Here is a 17,351-nt window from a genome sequence, read left to right as displayed (position 1 = left end):
TCCGCCCGCCTGCGGCGGGCGGAAGCTCTCTCATCCTCACATCTTCTTGTAGGCGTCGAGCACCGCCTGACCGTCGGCGCCGGCCTTCTTGAGCCAGTCGGCCGTGAGCTGGTCGCCGATCTTCTGGAAGCCGGCCTTCAGTGCCGGGCTCGGCGGCTCGACAGTCATGCCTTTGGCCTTCAGCTGACCGAGGTACCAATTGGCCTTCTCTTCCCAAGCCTTCCAGCCGCGCGTCTCCGCGGTGGCGGCGGCCTTCAGGATGGCTTCCTGGGTCGGCTTGTCGAGCGCCTCGAACGCAGCCTTGTTGACGAAGGTGTAGTTCTTCGGAATCCAGGCCTGCACGTCATAGAAGTATTTGAGCGACTCCCACGCCTTCGAATCGTAGCCGGTGCCGCCCGACGACATGAAGGAGTTCACCACGCCGGTCGCCAACGCCTGTGGCAGTTCCGCGGCCTGGATCGTGACCGATTGCGCGCCGACCAGTTCGCCGATCCGCGCGGTCCCGACATTGTAGGCGCGCCACTTCAGACCCTTCATGTCCTCGATCGTGGCCAGCGGCTTGTTGACGTAGACGCCCTGCGGTGCCCACGGCACCACGAACAGCAGCTTGAGACCTTGCGCGTCGAGCTTCTTGGCGATCGCAGGCTTGGAGGCCTGATACAGCTTCGCCGCCTCGGGGAAGCTGGTCGCGAGGAACGGCACGACGTCGACGCCGAAGATCGGGTCTTCGTTCTCGTGGATCGACAGCAGCACCTCACCCATCTGCGCCTGCCCGGTCACCACGGCGCGCTTGATGTCGGGCGCCTTGAACAGCGAGGCGCCCGGATGAACCGTGATCAGGAGCTTGCCCGAGGTGGCGGCTTCGACGTCCTTGGCGAACGCCACCAGGTTTTCGGAGTGCGGATTGTCCGCAGGATACGCTGCCGGCAGATTCCATTTGCTCTGAGCCAAGGCAGGTGTCGCGGCCAGCACAACGCCGGCAATCAAGGATGCGTGGAATAAACGAGACATCATCGGGCTTCTCCTCACAGTCGATCTAGAGAACGGGTACGCTCAGTCTGGGAAAGCGAGCTTCGGCAGGAACAACACGATCTGCGGATACTCCGTGATGATGAACACCGCAGCGAGCAAAAGCACGAAGAACGGGAATGCTGCCCGCGCGACCGTGAACGTATCGCGGCCGCTCATGTTCTGGAGCACAAACAGGTTGAACCCGACCGGCGGCGTGATCTGCGCCATCTCGACATGGATGATCAGATAGACACCGAACCAGACCAGGTCGAGGCCGGCCTGTCTGACCATGGGCAGCACGATCACCGCCGTCAGAACGATCATCGAGATGCCGTCGATCAGGCAACCCAGGATGATGTACATGATGCTCAGATACAGCGCCAGCATGCTCGGCGTGAGGTGCTGCCCCTGGACCCAGGTGGCGAGCGCGGCCGGAATGCCCGTATAGGCCATCGCAGCCGTGGTGTAGGCCGCGCCTGCAAGGATCAGCATGATCATGCAGGTCAGGCGCGTCGCGCTCATGATGCTCTCGAGGAAGTTCTTGCGCGTGAGCGTGCCGCTCCACCACGCCAGCAGCAGCGCGCCGGAAACGCCCCAGGCCGCGCACTCCGTCGCCGTCGCAAAACCGAGAACGAGCGACAGGAACACCGCCAGGATCAGCAGCAGACAGGGCGCGAGCTTGGCTGACTCCCGCAACTTCTGTCGAAACGGCATCGGCGGATCGCGCGGCGGGACCTTGTTGGGATTGAGCAGCGACCAGATGATGATGTAGCCGGAATAGAGCGCGATCACGAGCAATCCCGGCAGGAAGCCGCCGAGAAACACTTGAAGCACGGAGACGTTCGCCGTGACGGCATAGACCACCATCGGAATCGACGGCGGGATCAGCAGGCCGAGCGTGCCCGAGCCCGCCAGCGATCCGAGGCTCAGGCCCTTGTCGTAGCCGCGCTTGTCGAGCTCCGGCAGCGCGATCTTGCCGATCGTCGCGCAGGTCGCCGCCGACGAGCCGGATACCGCCGCGAAAATGCCGCAGCCGATCACGTTCACATGTGTCAGCCGTCCCGGCAGCCACTGCACCCAGGGCGACAGGCCGCGGAACATTTCCTCCGACAATTTGGTACGGAAGAGAATCTCTCCCATCCAGATGAACAACGGTAGCGCCGCCAGCGTCCACGATGAGCTCGCGCTCCAGGTGGTGGTCGCAAGTACGGTGCCGAGCGGCAGGCTCGTGGTGAGCGCCATCGCCACGAAGCCGACCAGTCCCAGCGAGACCGCGATCCAGACGCCGCTTCCCAGCAGCAGGATCATGACGCCGAGCAGGATGAAGGACAGCTCGATCATGCCGAGATTGGCCATGGTCAGCCTCCACCGCCCTGCGAGATGCGCTCAACGAACTCTTCCGGAGTCTCGTCGGGCGAGCCCTTCTCGTAGCTCGGACGGTTGCCGCCGATGACGTTGACCATCTCGTCGATCAGCGCGATCGAGAGGATCACGAGGCCGCCGGCGAAGCCGAGCTGGGGCATCCAGAGCGGAAGCGCGACCACGCCCTGCGCCACGTCGTTGAAGCGCCAGGAATCGTAGGTCATCTGCACCGCATGACGGGTGAAGTAGAGGATGAAGGCGGCGGCAATGCCGAGCGCCACGACCTCCGCGATCTGCTTGGTCCGCCCGTGCAGACGTTCCAGCAGCAGGCCGACGCGGATCATCTCTCCGCGCTTGAAGGTGTGAGCGAGACCAAGGAACGCCATCGCCGCCATGCACCAAGACGCAAAATCATCGCCGGCGGGAATGTTGAGCGCAAACTGGCGCCCGACCGACATCACCATCATGATTGCGAAGATCGCGACCAGGAAGACGCCCGCGGCATAGCCCGCGCCGAGATAAAGGAGGTCCAGAGCGCGTCGCACCGCTCCTTGAGTCGCTACATCGTTCTCTGCCAACGCAATCCCCATCCTCACACGCGGCGATTCGACCGACCGATTGCACTGGGTTGTGCCGGTTCCGTTTTGAGTATCGCCCTGCCCAGCGCCTGTCTTTCAGACGTTAGATCAACATGATGGGGCCGACGCAAGCAAGGTCTATGCCGGCTGGCCGCAGAATTTCCACCGCGGGTTTAGTGCGTCTCCAGCCGCAGCCCATCATAGGCTGGCACCACGCCAGGGGGCAGCGACTGCCGGATGACCTCGTAATCGACGTCGGCGGTCATGTTGGTGATGACCGCGCGCTTCGGCTTGAAGCGCTCGATCCAGGACAGCGCATCGTTGATGCTGAAATGACTGACATGGCTGGTGTAGCGCAGGCCGTCGACGATCCAGAGATCGAGATCTTCCAGCGCCCCCCAGCTCTCGCGCGGGATGTCGTTGAGGTCTGGCGTATAGGCCGCATCCCCGATGCGGTAACCGAGGGCGGGAATGTTGCCGTGCTGCACCAGAAAGGCGGTCATCGTCACCGCGCCGCCCTTCCCCAGAATGGTCTGGCTTTCTCCCGCCTCGATCGAATGCCGCGTCAGGATCGGCGGATAATCGCTGCCCTCGGGCGAGATGAAGCAATAGGAGAACCGCGACAGGATGTCCTTGGCGGTCGACTGGTTGAAATAGGTCGGAATGCGCCGGCGCATGTGCATGACGACCGAGCGCAGGTCATCCATGCCGTGGGTCTGGTCGGCATGTTCGTGGGTGAGGAACACCGCGTCGATGTGGTCGACATTGGTCGAGAGCAATTGTTCGCGCAGGTCCGGCGAGGTGTCGATCACGATGCGTGTCGTGCCGTGCTCGGACGTCCGTTCGACCAACAGCGAGCAGCGGCGACGGCGGTTCTTGGGATTGCTGGGATCGCAGGCGCCCCAGCCGAGCGCCGGGCGCGGCACGCCGGCGGAGGAGCCGCAGCCCAGGATCGTCAGCGTCAGCGTCATGTGGCTCCCAGTCTCAAGCTTTCACCTTCGAGAACAGGCGGAAGAAGTTTTCGCTGGTCTGACGCGAGATCTCGTCAAGGGACACGCCGCGCGTCTCGGCGAGCACTTTTGCGACCTCGACCACGTAGGCCGGCTCGTTGCGCTTGCCCCGAAATTTGCCGGGCGCAAGATAGGGCGAGTCTGTTTCAACCAGGATACGATCGGGCGGCAGTTCGGCTGCGATCGCGCGTAAGGCCTCCGATTTCTTGAAGGTCAGGATTCCCGTGAAGCCGATATAGAGCCCGAGCGACACCGCCTTCAGTGCCAGCTCGCGCCCGCCCGTGTAACAATGGAGCACGGCGCGAAACGATCCCTTTGCGGCCTCCTCTTCCAGGATGCGCGCGCAGTCCTCGTCGGCCTCGCGGGTATGGATCACCAGCGGCAGGCCGGTGGTGCGGGCGGCGGCGATGTGGGCGCGAAAGCCCCTCGCCTGCGCCTCCGGCGAGCCGTTGTCGTAGAAATAATCGAGCCCGGCCTCGCCGAGCGCGACGACCTTGGGATGCTGGGTCAGCCCAATCAGCTCGTCCGGCGCGATGCCGTCCTCCTCGTCCGCATGATGCGGATGGGTGCCGACCGAGCAATAGACGTCGTCATAGCGCTCCGCGATGGCGAGCAGGTCCTTTAGCCGCCGGACCCGCGTCGAGATCGTGACCATGCGGACGATACCGGCGGCTCGCGCCCGCGACACGATCCCGTCGAGATCTTCCGCAAAGTCCGGAAAATCCAGATGGCAATGACTGTCGACCAGCATCGTGCGAACGCCTTCAGGCCGCCGGCTCGACGTAGCGCGGGAACGCCGGCATCGGCGCCGGCAGCGTCGAACCGGGCGCGATGCGCTTCGCGCCGCCGAGCATGTTAAAATTGCGCTCGGCTTCGGGGATGCCGAGGCTGTCGAGCAGCTTGCCGGAGGCGGTCGGCATCGCGGGCTGAGCCAGGATCGCGATCTGGCGCACGACTTCGGCGGTGACGTAGAGCACCGTCTTCTGCCTGGCCGGATCCGTCTTGGCGAGCGCCCACGGCGCTTCACCCGCAAAATAGCGGTTGGCCTCCGCGACCACGGCCCAGACGGTGTTGAGCCATTGATGAATCTGCTGCGTCGCCATGGCTTCACGCGAGGCCGCGATCATGCCGTCAGCCATCCCCAGGATCGCCTTGTCGTTGTCGCTGAACTCGCCGGGCTCGGGCAGCACGCCGCCGAGCTGTTTTGCGATCATCGACAGCGAGCGCTGCGCGAGATTGCCGAGATCGTTGGCGAGATCGGCGTTGATGCGCGCGACGATAGCCTCGTGGTTGTAATTGCCGTCCTGGCCGAACGGCACCTCGCGCAGGAAGAAGTAGCGCAACTGGTCGACGCCGTACTGGTCGGCGAGGTTGAAGGGATCGACAGTGTTGCCGACCGACTTCGACATCTTCTCGCCCCTGTTGAACAGGAAGCCGTGGGCATAGACCCGCTTCGGCAGCGGGATGCCCGCCGACAAAAGGAAGGCCGGCCAATACACCGCATGGAAGCGGATGATGTCCTTGCCGATGACGTGCACGTCGGCCGGCCAATAGCGCCAATTCCTGTCGCTCTCTTCGGGGAAACCGACGCCGGTAATGTAGTTGGTCAGCGCATCGACCCAGACATACATCACGTGCTCTTCGTCGCCGGGCACCTTCACGCCCCAATCGAACGTGGTGCGCGAGATCGAAAGATCGCGCAGGCCGCCCTTGACGAAGCTCACGACCTCGTTCTTGCGGGAATCCGGCCCGATGAAATCGGGCTGATCCGCATAGAGCTTGAGCAGCTTGTCCTGATACGCCGACAAGCGGAAGAAATAGCTCTTCTCCTCCACCCATTCCACAGGCGTGCCCTGCGGCCCCAAGCGCACGCCGTCATCGTTCACGCGCGTCTCGTCCTCGGCGTAATAGGCCTCGTCACGGACCGAGTACCAGCCCGAATAGGTGTCGGCGTAGATGTCGCCATTCGCTTCCATGCGGCGCCAGATCTCCTGGCTGGAGCGGTGATGCTGCTCCTCGGTGGTGCGGATGAAGCGGTCGAACGACACGTCTAGGCGCTCGTCCATCTCCTTGAAGCGGCCGGCATTGCGCGTCGCGAGCGCAGCGGTGGACATGCCTTCGCTCGCCGCCGTCTGAATCATCTTCTGTCCGTGCTCGTCGGTGCCGGTCAAAAAGAACACATCCTTGCCGTCGAGCCGCGCAAAGCGCGCCAGCGCGTCGGTCGCGATCGCCTCATAGGCATGACCGATATGCGGGCTGCCGTTGGGATAGGCGATCGCGGTCGTGATGTAGAACACGTTGTCGCGCGGGGCGACCACCGCAGGCGCGGCAGCTTGCGGAGAAGCGACGGGCTTCGGCGCGCGCGGGGCCTTGGACTTCGGCGCCTTTGGCTTCACAGGCGCGACGGGAGTCGGTGCGGCGGTCACGGCAGGCGCAACCGCCCTTTTCGCGGCCTTCTTCGCCGGAGCCTTGGCCGGCTTTGTGGCAGCCTGCTTCACCGCCTTCTTGGCGACGACCTGCTTCTTTGCGGCCTTCTTTGCGGCGCCCTTCTTCACGCTCTTCTTGACGGCAGCCTTCTTGGTCTTCTTGACCTTCTTGGCAGCTTTGGCCGCGCGCGCCTTGGCCTTTTTCGCCGCTTTCTTGACGGCCTTCTTCGCAGCCTTCTTGCCGCTCTTGCGTTTGACGGATTTCTTAGCTCGCGTTGCCACCACGAATTCCTTTACCGGCTTCTCGAATTTTGGAAACGGCTCGGCGTTCCGTTATTGTTTTGCGCATGATCTTTTCGGAAAACCGCTGCGCACTTTTCCGGATCATGCTTTAGCGCGTTGCGTCCGCCAGCCAGCCGAACACCGAGAAAACCAAGGGCTTTCGCTCCAGATTGTAGGTTTCGGTGTCGCGCGCGGCGCGGACGATCTTTTCCCATACCTCAGCTAGCCGCGCAAGGCGCGGCAGGTTCTGGTTGGCATTGGCCTCATCCGCATGCAGGCGCTCCGCAATCCAGCGGTCGATGCCGTCGATGAAGGCCGCAAGCGCCACGCGGTCGCTGGTGCCGAGCGAATCGCCGAGCGTGTGCAATTCGCGCGGATCGACCTGCGGCAGGCGCGCGAGCAGCGCCGCCGTGCGCTGCTGAAGCTTCAGGGCCTCGCCACCGAGCAACGTCAGCGTCCGTGCGACGCTGCCCTCGGAGGCCTCGGCCGCCTCGCGCAGCGCGGCATCGTTCGGATCGAGCTCAGCCGCCGAAGCGGCGGCGCCGATCACATCGTTCGTGGCGAGCGGCCGCAGGCGCAGCTTGCGGCAGCGCGACTGGATCGTGGCGAGCACCCGCGCGGGCGCGTGGCTCACCAGCAGGAACATCGATTGTTGCGGCGGCTCCTCGAGAATCTTCAGAAGCGCGTTGGCCGCGTTCGGATTGAGCTCGTCGACGGTGTCGACGATGCAGACGCGCCAGCCTTCGGCCGCGGCGGTCGAGCCGAAAAAACCGATCGTCTCGCGCGTCTCGTCCACGGTGATCACGGTGCGCATCACGCCGCGCTCGTTGGCGGTGCGCTCGAGCGTCAGCAGGCCGCCATGCGAGCCGGCCGCCACCTGCCGCGCCACGGCGTCGTCGTGATCGATCGCAAGGCTTTCGGCGCGCTGCACGGCCGGCGCCAGCGGCTGCGCATGGGTGAGCACGAAGCGCGCCATGCGATAGGCCAGCGTCGCCTTGCCGATCCCCTGTGGCCCGCCGATCAGCCAGGCATGCGGAATGCGTCCGCTGCGATAGGCATCAAGCAGCGCGGCCTCCGCCTCGCGATGGCCGAACAACTGCGACGTCTCGCGCGGATGCGGTATGGCGGTTTCGCGCTCGGCCTGACGCGGGCTCATACCGACACCACTGACGCAGGCGTTGGCAGCAGGCGCTCACGCAGTGCCGTCCAGACGCGCGCGGCGACCGTGTCCGGATCGGAATTGGCGTCGATCAGCACGCAGCGCGCGGGATCCTCCGCCGCGATCTTGCGATAGGCTTCGCGGAGGTCCTGGTGGAAGCTGAGCTTCTCGGCCTCGAACCTGTCGGGCGTGCCGCTGCCGCGGCGCGCGGCGGCACGTTGCAGGCCGATCTCGACCGGCAAATCGAGGATGATGGTGAGGTCCGGCTTGAGGTCGCCGATCGTCACCCTTTGCATCGCGTTGATCAGGCCATCGGGCACCTGGCCGAGGCTGCCCTGATACGCCCGCGTCGAGTCCGCGAAGCGGTCGCACAGCACCCAGACGCCCTGGCTCAGCGCCGGCTGGATCACGGTGCGGACATGGTCATCGCGTGCGGCGGCAAACAGCAGCGTCTCGGCCTCGGGGCCGAGCAGCTTGCCCATGCCCGACAGCACCAGATGACGCATGATTTCAGCGCCCGGCGAGCCGCCCGGCTCCCGCGTCACGCGGATGCGCAGCTTTGCCGCCTTGAGGCGGTCGGCGAGCTTCTTGATCTGGGTCGACTTGCCCGTGCCCTCGCCGCCTTCAAAGGTGATGAAGCGTCCCCGTCCGGACGGTCGCTGTGCAGCGCTCTCACTCATGATCAGAGCTTCTCGGCGCCTGCGCGGAACATGCCGATCACGAGCTCGCTGGCGCCGTCGATCGCGCGGCGCATGGTCGAGCCGGTGCCGATCGCCTCCGCGGCATAGACCGGCGTCTCGACCGCTATGTTGCCGCTGCGCCAGACCCTGACCACGCCGACCCGCTGGCCGGCCTCGATCGGCGCGCGCACCGGGCCACTATAGACGATGCGCGCAATCAGCTTGTCGCTGCCGTTCTTGTGCACCATCACCTTCACAGGTGTCTTGGCGATGAGCTTGACCGACCGGCTCTCGCCGCCGAACACCTTGGCATATCCGACGGGCTGCTCGGCTGCGATCAGGGTGCGGGTCTCGAAATTGCGAAAACCCCATTCCAGCATCTTCTTGGCTTCCGTGGCGCGGTCCTCGGGATCGTCAAGTCCGTTGACGACGACGATCAGCCGCGTGCCGTTCTGCACGGCGGAGCCGACCATGCCGTAGCCGCCTTCTTTGGTGTAGCCGGTCTTCAGGCCGTCAGCGCCCTCCATCGAATTGAGCAGCGGATTGCGGTTTTGCTGACGGATCTTGTTCCAGGTGAACTCCTTCTCGCCGAACAGTTTGTAGAATTCGGGGAAGTCCAGGATGATGTGCCGGGCAAGCATGCCGAGCTCGCGCACCGTCATCTTGTTGCCGGGATCGGGCAGACCGCTGGAATTGGCGAAGGTCGACCTGGTCATGCCAAGCTCGCGGGCGCGCTTGGTCATAAAGTCGGCGGCAAAGATCCGCTCATTGCCCGCCATGGCTTCGGCCAGCGCGATGCAGGCGTCGTTGCCGCTCTGGATGATCGCGCCGCGCAGGAGATCGTCGACCGAGACCTTGCTGTTGATGGCGGCGAACATGGTCGAGCCGCCCGAGGGGGCCCCGCCTCTGCGCCAGGCATTCTCGCTGATCCGATACTCGTCATTCAGCTTGATGTCGCCCTTCTTGATGGCATTGAAGACGACCTCGGCGGTCATCAGCTTCATCATGCTCGAAGGCGCGCGCAGCTCGTCGGCGTTCTTCTCGAACAGCACGCTGCCCGAGGAGGCTTCGATCAGGATCGCGGTCGGGGCATCGCCGTCGAAGCCGGCATCTTCCGCTTTCTTGCCGCCCTGGACGCTCTGGTTGGCCGCATGGAGCGCCCCGCCCCATCCGATGGCCGCCGCCAAAACAGTCGCGATCAGCCCGCGCGCCAGCGTTCCGGCGGTGAGCCGGTTGCGACGAAGCAAAGGAAGACGAAGTGTCATGGCGAAGCCCTGAGAGAGGCGTTCTAACAGCTGGAACAGATGCGAACAACACGCGGTTGGACGCTTGTCGCCGAGATTGCACGATTCTCGCCGCGCTCCTATCGTGACGCCTCATGTTTTTCGACCAAACCCCTGAAACAAGGCGGAAAAGCGAATGCCAACAACCCGGATGATCAAGGCCAACGGGATCGAGCTTTTCGTCCGCGAAGCCGGCCAGGGACCGCTGGTCGTACTGTGTCATGGCTGGCCGGAGCTGTCCTATTCCTGGCGCCACCAGATCCTGCCGCTCGCCGAAGCCGGGTTTCACGTCGTCGCCCCCGATATGCGCGGCTATGGCCAGAGCGCGGCGCCGCTCGACGCGAACGCCTACTCGATCTTCGACACGGTCGGCGACGTGGTCGGCCTGGTCCAGGCCCTCGGCGAGACCAAGGCGATGGTGGTCGGCCATGATTGGGGTGCACCGGTCGCCTGGCACGCGGCGCTGTTCCGGCCGGACATCTTCACGGCGGTCGCGGGCCTGAGCGTGCCGCCGCCGTTCCGGGGCCGCGGCAAGCCGCTCGACCTGCTGCGCCAGGGCGGCGTCACCAACTTCTACTGGCAGTATTTCCAGACGCCCGGCGTCGCCGAGGCCGAGCTCGAGCGTGACGTCGCACGCACCATGCGCATCGTCCTCGGCGGGCGGGGCCTCGCCGATCCCACCGCGGCCATGTTCGTGCAGGAGGGCAAGGGCTTTCTCGGCCACGCCGGCGCTGACGAGCCGCTGCCTGGCTGGCTCAGCGAGGCAGACCTGGCCTATTTCACCGAGGCCTTCCGCAAGTCCGGCTTCCGCGGCGGGCTGAACTGGTATCGCAACATCGACCGCAATTGGGAGCTGACCGCGCCCTGGCAGGACGCGCAGATTCACCAGCCTTCCCTCTTCATCGCAGGCTCGAAGGACGCCGTCATCACCGGCCTGATCGGGGCCAAGCGGGTCAACGAGCTCGAGCGCGTGCTGCCCAATCTGAAGCGCAAGCTGATCATCGAGGGCGCCGGCCATTGGGTGCAGCAGGAGCGGCCCGACGAGGTGAATGCAGCGCTGCTGGCGTTCCTGAAGGAGAGCGCGGGCTAGTACAGGCCGCGGCCGCTGAGGATGCTGCGGGCTTCGGCCGCGCCGTCCGAGGCATAACCGACGGAGGGAGCAGTCTCGCTCGCGTAGCGGCCGTCCTCGCCATAGGACACCGCGCGGGTGTTCTGGAGCGCCCGGCCCCGGCTGCGGCTCGAAGCCGACATTTCCGAGGTAGCATTGAGCGAAGCCATATCGGCCGAGGTACTGCCGAGATTGTATGGCCGCCCCTCCGGCATCGGGACCTCGCCGCGAATGGCACCGCGGGTCGAGGACGGCAGCTCCGGCACAAACGGCTTGGCCGAGGCGACCCGGACCATCGAGGGCGACGGCGCCGGGACGCCGGTCCGCAGGGTCGCCAGAAGCTGACGGTCGTCGGAGCCTTCGAGCGGCGCCCGGCCGACATATTCGACCCGGACCTTGGCAACGCCGTTCCCTTTGAATTCAAGGAGTTCGGCGGCCTTGTTCGAGACATCGATGAGGCGGTTGCCGTGATAGGGCCCGCGGTCATTGACGCGGACGATCAGCGACTTGCCGTTCGAGACGTTGGTCACCCGCGCATAAGACGGCATCGGCAGGGTCGGATGCGCGGCGGTCAGCGAGGTCATATCGAACACCTCGCCATTGGCGGTCAGGCGGCCGTGGAAACTGTCGCCGTACCAGGAGGCCATGCCCTCAGCTCGGTAGTTGACGTCCTCCTCCGGCACGTAAGTCCGGCCCGCCACGACATAGGGCTTGCCGACGCGGTAGGTGCCGCCGCCCTTCGGGACCGGATCGCCAAAGGCCACCACCCGCGGGCTCGAGGACACGCCGTATTTCGGATCGACCCGGCTGGCGAACTTGTTCGAGGAGGCGCAATTGGCGAGCACAAGGCAGGTCGCGACCGCCGCAACACCGCGCGCGGCTCGCAAAACCGAATCTGACCGACGGATCCCCATGCGCCCCAAATACCACTTCGCCGGAGGCGTACCCAACCCGCTTTGGCTACGGGGAGCGCTGTCCGGTCATCTCATCCGAGGCGGCCCACCACCGTCTCGGAGGCGGTAACGATAACGCAACCCGAACGCGGCGGAAATGGGGAGCCCACGGCGATCACGCCGGGATGGTAAACGAGACGTTCGCATTTTTCCGTTGTTCTACGGGGCGATGGCCCCCGCACTGTGCCAGTGCCGGACAGTCTGTTGCGCCAAATCCTCACTCCACCCCCATTGTCGCGGCGCTCACCGAAATTCTTTTGACTGTGCAAGGCCGCCCGCGTTCTCTCGGATGCGAGGGCAGGATTTGGAATTTAACGATGATCGAGACGGTTTCGGCACTGATGGGTCTGGTAAGCGCGGGGATCTTCCTGGCCCATGCGTTCGAGGGTTACCGCACGAGGGCCTGAAGGCACTCGCGCGGACGGCAAGCATCACCTCTTTCACAGCGGCGCGTTCGGACGGTCTTGGTCGATCCACTCGCGCATCGAACACGAGAGCGGCAGGTGTCCCATGCGTAATCATGACCTCGTATCCGATGGCTTCCTGGCCTTGACCGCCGGCGGCTTGGTGCTGCTCTGCTCGAGTCTCGTCGCGTTGGCGTTTGCCTGAACCGCACGTCCTCCTGTCCAACACGGGTTCTCTCCATTGCGGCGCAGCAGGCGCGGCTGTCCCCGCTCCCATTCAGTTGATTGAATTATTGCGTTCGGCGCCTCGACCAATTGCAAGAGGCCATCACCAACGAGGGTGACGCAAATGCTTGCCGAGAAGTTCTTCCTGGTCTTGGAATCCCTGATCCGCGGCAACCGCACCTATCCGGATGGAAGCCCCCGGGTCATCAGCACCTCCCCGCATGTGCCGGTCAGGCTGCCGTCAGCGAAATAGCCGGCGGGTCCGCCAGCCGCCGAAACCCGCCGCTCAGCGCAGGCCCAACAGCGAGCGGCGGTAGAAGCCGCCGCGGGCCTCGTTCTGGCAGACGAAGCTGCCGTCGAAGCCCTGGCCGTAGCGCTTCTGACCCTTGCGGTAATAAACGCCCTTGCCGAAGTCGAGCCAAACCACCTTGTCGCGCGGGCAATGACGCTGGGCCTGCGCCTCGTAGCGAAACGGCGTCAGCGGCGTCGCCGAGACCTCGGCGCCACCTGCAGCGACCAGCATGGCGCCGGCGCATGCGATTGCGCCGGACCATTTGCCAAAGCTGCCCCGTGACATGCCCCCACCTCCCGCTCGCCGCCGTCTCCGGCGGCTGGCACGGTAGCACGAAACGGCACAGCCCGCGGAAGGCAGCAAGCGCGCCGAATGAACGCGGCAGCGGGTGTCATTGCCGATCCGCTTCGAGCTGCGCCAGCGCCTGGTGCAGACATTCCTGAAGCCTCTGCGCGACCTGCTCGCGCGCGATCCCCTTGCCTGCGAGATCGCCCGCCACCTTGCCGACCACATCGTCCATCGTCCGGCTATCCAGATGGTCTGTCACCAGCGCAGCCGCGTAGCTTGCAGCGGCATCGCCACTGAGCCCGAGCTGGCCCGCGGCCCAAAGCCCGAGCAGCTTGTTGGACCGCGCCGTGGCCTTGAACATCAATTCCTCGTCGTGGGCGAATTTGGCTTCAAAGCCCCGCTCGCGCTTGTCGAACGTGGTCATGGTCAGCTCCATTCTGCGTCGCTGATGAGGATCGGACTTGTCGGGAGCGAACGTCTCCGTGGTTCAGGTCAGTTTTGGATCATCAGAAGCTTCCTCCCGGAAGCGAAGCTCCGTCAAGCCTGCCGATGGGAAGCAGACCCCCAAGCGACATTGGCGGCCGACAATCAAATGCAGGCCGCCAGCAGATGCGATTTTTTGGAAATTGCGCGGCTAAGCGCGTTCGCTCAGCCCTTCGCCGCCGCCGCTTCGCGCGCCAGCCGCTCGGCCTTGAGCCGTTCCTTGTTGGCGTAGAACGCCTTCTGCGCCGCTTCGTGGTCGCGCATGGCCTTCTCGGCCTCCACCCGGCGAGCCGCATCGCGGGCGTGGCGCTGTTCGGGGGTCAGGGGTTTGCGTCGGAAGGAAAGGTCTTCAGTCATGGCGAGATAACGCGGCGGTGCGAGAAAAGTTCCGCATGGTCCCGTGAGGAGCCGGGTGCCGACACGAGACTTACGAAAATAACCCCATGCACAGTAGCCAAGTCTTTCTGACTCAAAGCCTTTTCCAGAGAGCACGAGGCGGCTGCGCAGTCGGGCAAAAAAGTCGCCTTCCCCACCTTCGGAAACTCCTCAATCCCTGCCTGCCCCCCCAAGATAGCAGGCCTGCGAGCAGATCAGCTGCCCGCGGCGATCTCGATGTCTGCAATCACGGGCAGATGGTCGGAATAGGCCGTCGCCGCTTCGTCGGTCCAAGCTCTCCCGATCCGACTGTCACCGGTTGCATAGATCCGGTCGAGCCGCATCAAGGGCAAGCGTGATGGGAAGGTTCGCAATCGCGTACGGTTGGGACAGACCTGCGCGAGCACGCGCCGCACAGATCGGACCCAGAACCAGTCATTGAAATCACCGAGGACCACGGTTCTCGCCGGTTTCACCAGGCTCACCAGGGACTGCGCCTGGGCATGGCGCTCATGGATACTCAAACCGAGATGCGTGGCCACGACGCGGACGTCACCGGCAGGCGTCAGCAAGTCGGTGGCGATCGCCCGGCGTGGCTCCCGCTCTCGATAGGAAACGTCCACGATTTCAGGCACGCTGCAGAACGGAAAGCGGCTCAGCAGCATCTGGCCATAGTCACCATCTTCGGTGACGATCGACTTGGCGTGCACGCGGTGATCTCCGATCACGCTTGCCAACTTCCCAAATGGGTCGTCCGATCGCGACCGCGAGTCGACCTCCTGCAGTGCGACGACATCAGGGGCCCATTTGCGCAGGATGGAGCAGACGCCTTCCAGGTCGAATTTCGGATTGAGATTGAACGTGCCGTGCACATTCCAGGTCATGAAACGCACGGCCGCCATCAGCGCCTCCCGGCGAGCCATGTCGTCATGAATTGCGCGCCGGCGCAGACCCCGAGCCAGCCGAGGAACGCCAGTACCAGCAGCAACATGTTGCTCCAAGACGCATTTCTGGCGAGCTCGGCAATCTGCGAGCCGAGAACCGCCATGGCCAGGATTCCGGGCGTGCTGCCCAGCAGAGTTCCCACCATGAAGTCACGAAGAGGCAGCGTGCTCGCACCTGCCACGACGTTCACCACCGAGAACGGTGCTATTGGGAAGCATCCGGATGACGACAACCGCCAGGATGCCCTTCCCGACCACGCGTTCCTGGATGCGCGCGGCACGTCGACCCAGCAGACGCTGAAGCCGTTCCCGGCCGAGGAAGCGGCCGATCGCAAACAGGATCAGAGCGCTGAGCAGGACGCCCGCCATTGCGGTCGCGAACCCCAGCCACGGCCCGAGTGCGGCGGCCGTTGCCGCAATGAGGACGAGAACCGGAAAGACGACGAGCCCGCCAAGGACGAAGGCTGCGATCGCCAATGGCGGCCCCCAGATGGACTGCGAATAGGCAGACAGAAGCGCCGAAAGATGACCTGCATCGGCGAGATCGCTCAAGGACGTGTACGACCAGGCCAGCGCCAGCCCGAAAAGCGCCACGGCTATCGCAACGATCCCGATGATGGTTTTCGTCGTCCACATGCGAGATGCCGCGCGCTCCAGATGAAGGGGCAGCTCAGGGTCCGCCACAGGCTGAACCAAGCTGGCCAGCGTGCTGGTTAGAACCGAAGACTCGACTTTCCGCAACGTCTTGGCGCCACGAGATGTGGAGACGTCGTCCAGCAGTGCGAACAGCCGATGCTCGTTTTCGCCAATGGCCTGTTCGTCGAGACCGCAGAAATGCGCGATCAGGCGACGGCGGACCGAGGCGATGAAATCCCGATGCTCCTCGGATTCAGCTTCGAAAATGAGGTCGCATTCGCTGTCGGCGCCCATGGACCGATTATTCAGATTGGCCGAGCCGATCCGCAGGATCCGGTCATCGACCACCATGAGCTTGCTGTGCACCATCACGGCAGCTTCCTTATTTCCGCTGCGGGAGACCGGATGGACGAAGCGGATGCGATCGGCCACTCCGGCCGAGCTGAAGCAGTCGATGAAAGCGCCGCGGCCGTTCTGCATGGCCTGGGACTCAAGCCACGAGGAATGCAGTTTCGGAGCGACGACCAGAACCCGAAGCGACGGCACGCGACACATCTGCTCCGCCAATTCGTGCGCCATCCTGGTCGCGCTGGTGAACTGATTTTCGATGTACACGAAGCTCGTTGCCGAGCGGATCGCCGCAATGAAGGAGCGTTCGACCTCCCTGATGGTCGAGCCTGCCGGACAGACCACCTCGGTCCTGGCGATCCCGACCGGCAAATGCTCGGCATCGACAGGCACGTTCGCCGGCCAGCATCCGTTGTTCGACGCGCGCCGCTCATCGGCCTGTTGGCCTGCCGCACGCCAGCGTTGCTCGACGAGGGCGAACAGCTGCTCCGCGGCATCCCCGTCGACCAGGCACTGAACATCGTGAAACGGCGGGTACGGCTTGCGCTGAGGATCGCAGCGCAAGGCGTTGTCGGCGCGGTGGTCGCTCGTATCCCAGCGCCTGATCGTCAGATCAAGGCCGCCGACGAACGCCAGTGAACCGTCGACACAGACGATCTTCTGGTGTTGCGCCGAACCAAACGGAAGCGTGGCGTCCAGATGAAACCGGACGCGGCCATCGGTGTCGGCAGTGAATTTCGCCGCGGAATTCCACTCCCTCTCGGAAGCGTAAAACGAGACGAAGTCCCAGACGAGAATGTTGATGCGCAAGGCGGGCCGGCGCTGCACCAAGGCGCGCAGGAACGGACCAAGCTCCTCAGGCAGGCCATCATCGGCACGTCCGGAATCTCCGACCAGCCGCGTCCTGCTATGGATATCCCAGCCGACGATGTAGACGAGATCCTGCGCCTGTAGCAGGGCCTCCCGCAGGGCTGCGAAATAGGCCGCGGCATCGTTCAGAACCGCCACGCGCCGCGCCCTGCACCGCCGCCAGACGGTGTCGCCGGGAGTGAGTGTCGATGCGCTCTGAAGCAGGTGGACCTCGCAATTCGCGTTTGCGTCTAAACGCGCTGGAGGCTCAAGGGGTTCCACGCGATCAACGGCTGCGGTTCGATGCGAATACCGAATGTCCGGCGTCCTCTGTGCCCGTCGCACAAGTCGTCATTTGGTGCGGACAAACTTCGCGCCGGCGCTCCTCAACACATCGACAATTTTCTCAGGGGCATCGCCGTGAAAATCGACGGAAACCTCGATCAGGCCTTCCAGCTTCTGCCGCCCCTCCGGTGTGGGCGCTGTCTTGACGTCAGGACCTGCCGCGCGTGTTCCCACCGTGTTCGCAGCGCCGGCAGGCTGGACGAAGACGTCGCCTCGCGGCACGCCGCATTCCTGCACGACATGCTCAACCGCAAGCTCGGCGCCCCGGCGCGTGTCGAATTCTCCAATGATGGTGCTTTCCAAAGGCTGC

General features: G+C 64.5%; 19 protein-coding genes. 2 read left to right on the top strand and 17 right to left on the bottom strand.

Going from position 1 to position 17,351, the window contains the following annotated elements:
* Positions 1-36: 36 nt before the first annotated feature.
* The 9 genes from ABIA45_RS08850 to ABIA45_RS08810 form a co-directional block, all read right to left on the bottom strand.
* The gene (locus ABIA45_RS08850; protein WP_404541101.1) at positions 37-1,014 is read right to left on the bottom strand and encodes a TRAP transporter substrate-binding protein; all 978 of its coding nucleotides are present in this window, start codon (positions 1,012-1,014) and stop codon (positions 37-39) included.
* A 39-nt stretch (positions 1,015-1,053) separates the two neighbouring features.
* Positions 1,054-2,367 carry a TRAP transporter large permease gene (locus ABIA45_RS08845; protein ID WP_157284434.1) on the bottom strand — a complete coding sequence of 438 codons (1,314 nt, stop codon included), beginning with the start codon at positions 2,365-2,367 and terminating at the stop codon, positions 1,054-1,056.
* Positions 2,368-2,369: 2 nt separating this feature from the next.
* Positions 2,370-2,963 carry a TRAP transporter small permease gene (locus ABIA45_RS08840; protein ID WP_271542215.1) on the bottom strand — a complete coding sequence of 198 codons (594 nt, stop codon included), beginning with the start codon at positions 2,961-2,963 and terminating at the stop codon, positions 2,370-2,372.
* Positions 2,964-3,124: 161 nt separating this feature from the next.
* A complete protein-coding gene (locus ABIA45_RS08835; RefSeq protein WP_157284438.1) occupies positions 3,125-3,922 on the bottom strand; it encodes an MBL fold metallo-hydrolase in 798 nt (265 codons plus the stop codon).
* 13 nt (positions 3,923-3,935) lie between these two features.
* On the bottom strand, positions 3,936-4,712 hold the full coding sequence (locus ABIA45_RS08830) for a TatD family hydrolase (protein ID WP_271542216.1): 777 nt from the start codon (positions 4,710-4,712) through the stop codon (positions 3,936-3,938).
* 13 nt (positions 4,713-4,725) lie between these two features.
* Complete coding sequence (gene metG, locus ABIA45_RS08825; protein WP_271542217.1) at positions 4,726-6,669, bottom strand: methionine--tRNA ligase; 1,944 nt, start codon at positions 6,667-6,669, stop codon at positions 4,726-4,728.
* 109 nt (positions 6,670-6,778) lie between these two features.
* Complete coding sequence (locus ABIA45_RS08820) at positions 6,779-7,825, bottom strand: DNA polymerase III subunit delta' (protein WP_404651729.1); 1,047 nt, start codon at positions 7,823-7,825, stop codon at positions 6,779-6,781.
* Positions 7,822-8,508 carry a dTMP kinase gene (tmk, locus tag ABIA45_RS08815; protein WP_271542218.1) on the bottom strand — a complete coding sequence of 229 codons (687 nt, stop codon included), beginning with the start codon at positions 8,506-8,508 and terminating at the stop codon, positions 7,822-7,824. Before tmk ends, ABIA45_RS08820 begins: the two co-directional genes overlap by 4 nt.
* Positions 8,509-8,510: 2 nt before the next feature.
* Positions 8,511-9,773, bottom strand: coding sequence for a D-alanyl-D-alanine carboxypeptidase family protein (locus tag ABIA45_RS08810; RefSeq protein WP_271542219.1), 1,263 nt, complete (start codon positions 9,771-9,773; stop codon positions 8,511-8,513).
* Positions 9,774-9,927: 154 nt separating this feature from the next.
* On the opposite strand from ABIA45_RS08810, the gene ABIA45_RS08805 reads away from it, so the two are divergent.
* Complete coding sequence (locus ABIA45_RS08805; protein WP_271542220.1) at positions 9,928-10,881, top strand: alpha/beta fold hydrolase; 954 nt, start codon at positions 9,928-9,930, stop codon at positions 10,879-10,881.
* On the opposite strand, the gene ABIA45_RS08800 is transcribed toward ABIA45_RS08805, so the two are convergent.
* Complete coding sequence (locus ABIA45_RS08800) at positions 10,878-11,813, bottom strand: septal ring lytic transglycosylase RlpA family protein (protein ID WP_271542221.1); 936 nt, start codon at positions 11,811-11,813, stop codon at positions 10,878-10,880. The two genes, ABIA45_RS08805 and ABIA45_RS08800, sit on opposite strands and share 4 nt — an antisense overlap.
* Positions 11,814-12,605: 792 nt before the next feature.
* On the opposite strand from ABIA45_RS08800, the gene ABIA45_RS08795 reads away from it, so the two are divergent.
* Entirely contained in the window at positions 12,606-12,734 is a 129-nt protein-coding gene (locus ABIA45_RS08795) for a hypothetical protein (protein WP_260347296.1), read from the top strand.
* 33 nt (positions 12,735-12,767) lie between these two features.
* Here ABIA45_RS08795 and ABIA45_RS08790 read toward each other — a convergent pair whose 3' ends face one another.
* From ABIA45_RS08790 to ABIA45_RS08760, 7 genes are all read right to left on the bottom strand, one after another.
* Positions 12,768-13,058 (bottom strand): hypothetical protein, encoded by a 291-nt coding sequence (locus tag ABIA45_RS08790; protein ID WP_036031443.1) that lies wholly within the window; start codon positions 13,056-13,058, stop codon positions 12,768-12,770.
* 106 nt (positions 13,059-13,164) lie between these two features.
* On the bottom strand, positions 13,165-13,485 hold the full coding sequence (locus tag ABIA45_RS08785) for a DUF1476 domain-containing protein (protein WP_198399782.1): 321 nt from the start codon (positions 13,483-13,485) through the stop codon (positions 13,165-13,167).
* A gap of 224 nt (positions 13,486-13,709) precedes the next feature.
* Entirely contained in the window at positions 13,710-13,901 is a 192-nt protein-coding gene (locus tag ABIA45_RS08780; protein WP_025036310.1) for a hypothetical protein, read from the bottom strand.
* A 233-nt stretch (positions 13,902-14,134) separates the two neighbouring features.
* The gene (locus ABIA45_RS08775; protein WP_128261649.1) at positions 14,135-14,821 is read right to left on the bottom strand and encodes an endonuclease/exonuclease/phosphatase family protein; all 687 of its coding nucleotides are present in this window, start codon (positions 14,819-14,821) and stop codon (positions 14,135-14,137) included.
* Entirely contained in the window at positions 14,821-15,045 is a 225-nt protein-coding gene (locus ABIA45_RS08770) for a hypothetical protein (RefSeq protein WP_404651728.1), read from the bottom strand. The genes ABIA45_RS08775 and ABIA45_RS08770 overlap by 1 nt, the downstream gene beginning before the upstream one ends.
* Complete coding sequence (locus ABIA45_RS08765) at positions 15,014-16,855, bottom strand: phospholipase D-like domain-containing protein (protein WP_404651727.1); 1,842 nt, start codon at positions 16,853-16,855, stop codon at positions 15,014-15,016. Before ABIA45_RS08765 ends, ABIA45_RS08770 begins: the two co-directional genes overlap by 32 nt.
* Before the next feature lie 192 nt (positions 16,856-17,047).
* Positions 17,048-17,344: a hypothetical protein gene (locus ABIA45_RS08760; RefSeq protein WP_035999192.1), complete on the bottom strand. Its 297-nt coding sequence runs from the start codon at positions 17,342-17,344 to the stop codon at positions 17,048-17,050.
* Between the last annotated feature and the right edge of the window lie 7 nt (positions 17,345-17,351).

Source organism: Bradyrhizobium sp. USDA 336 (genome assembly GCF_044908355.1).
GTDB classification, from domain to species: domain Bacteria; phylum Pseudomonadota; class Alphaproteobacteria; order Rhizobiales; family Xanthobacteraceae; genus Bradyrhizobium; species Bradyrhizobium yuanmingense.
The sequence above is the reverse complement of the archived record's forward strand: the minus strand, read 5'-3'. Positions and strand labels throughout refer to the sequence as shown.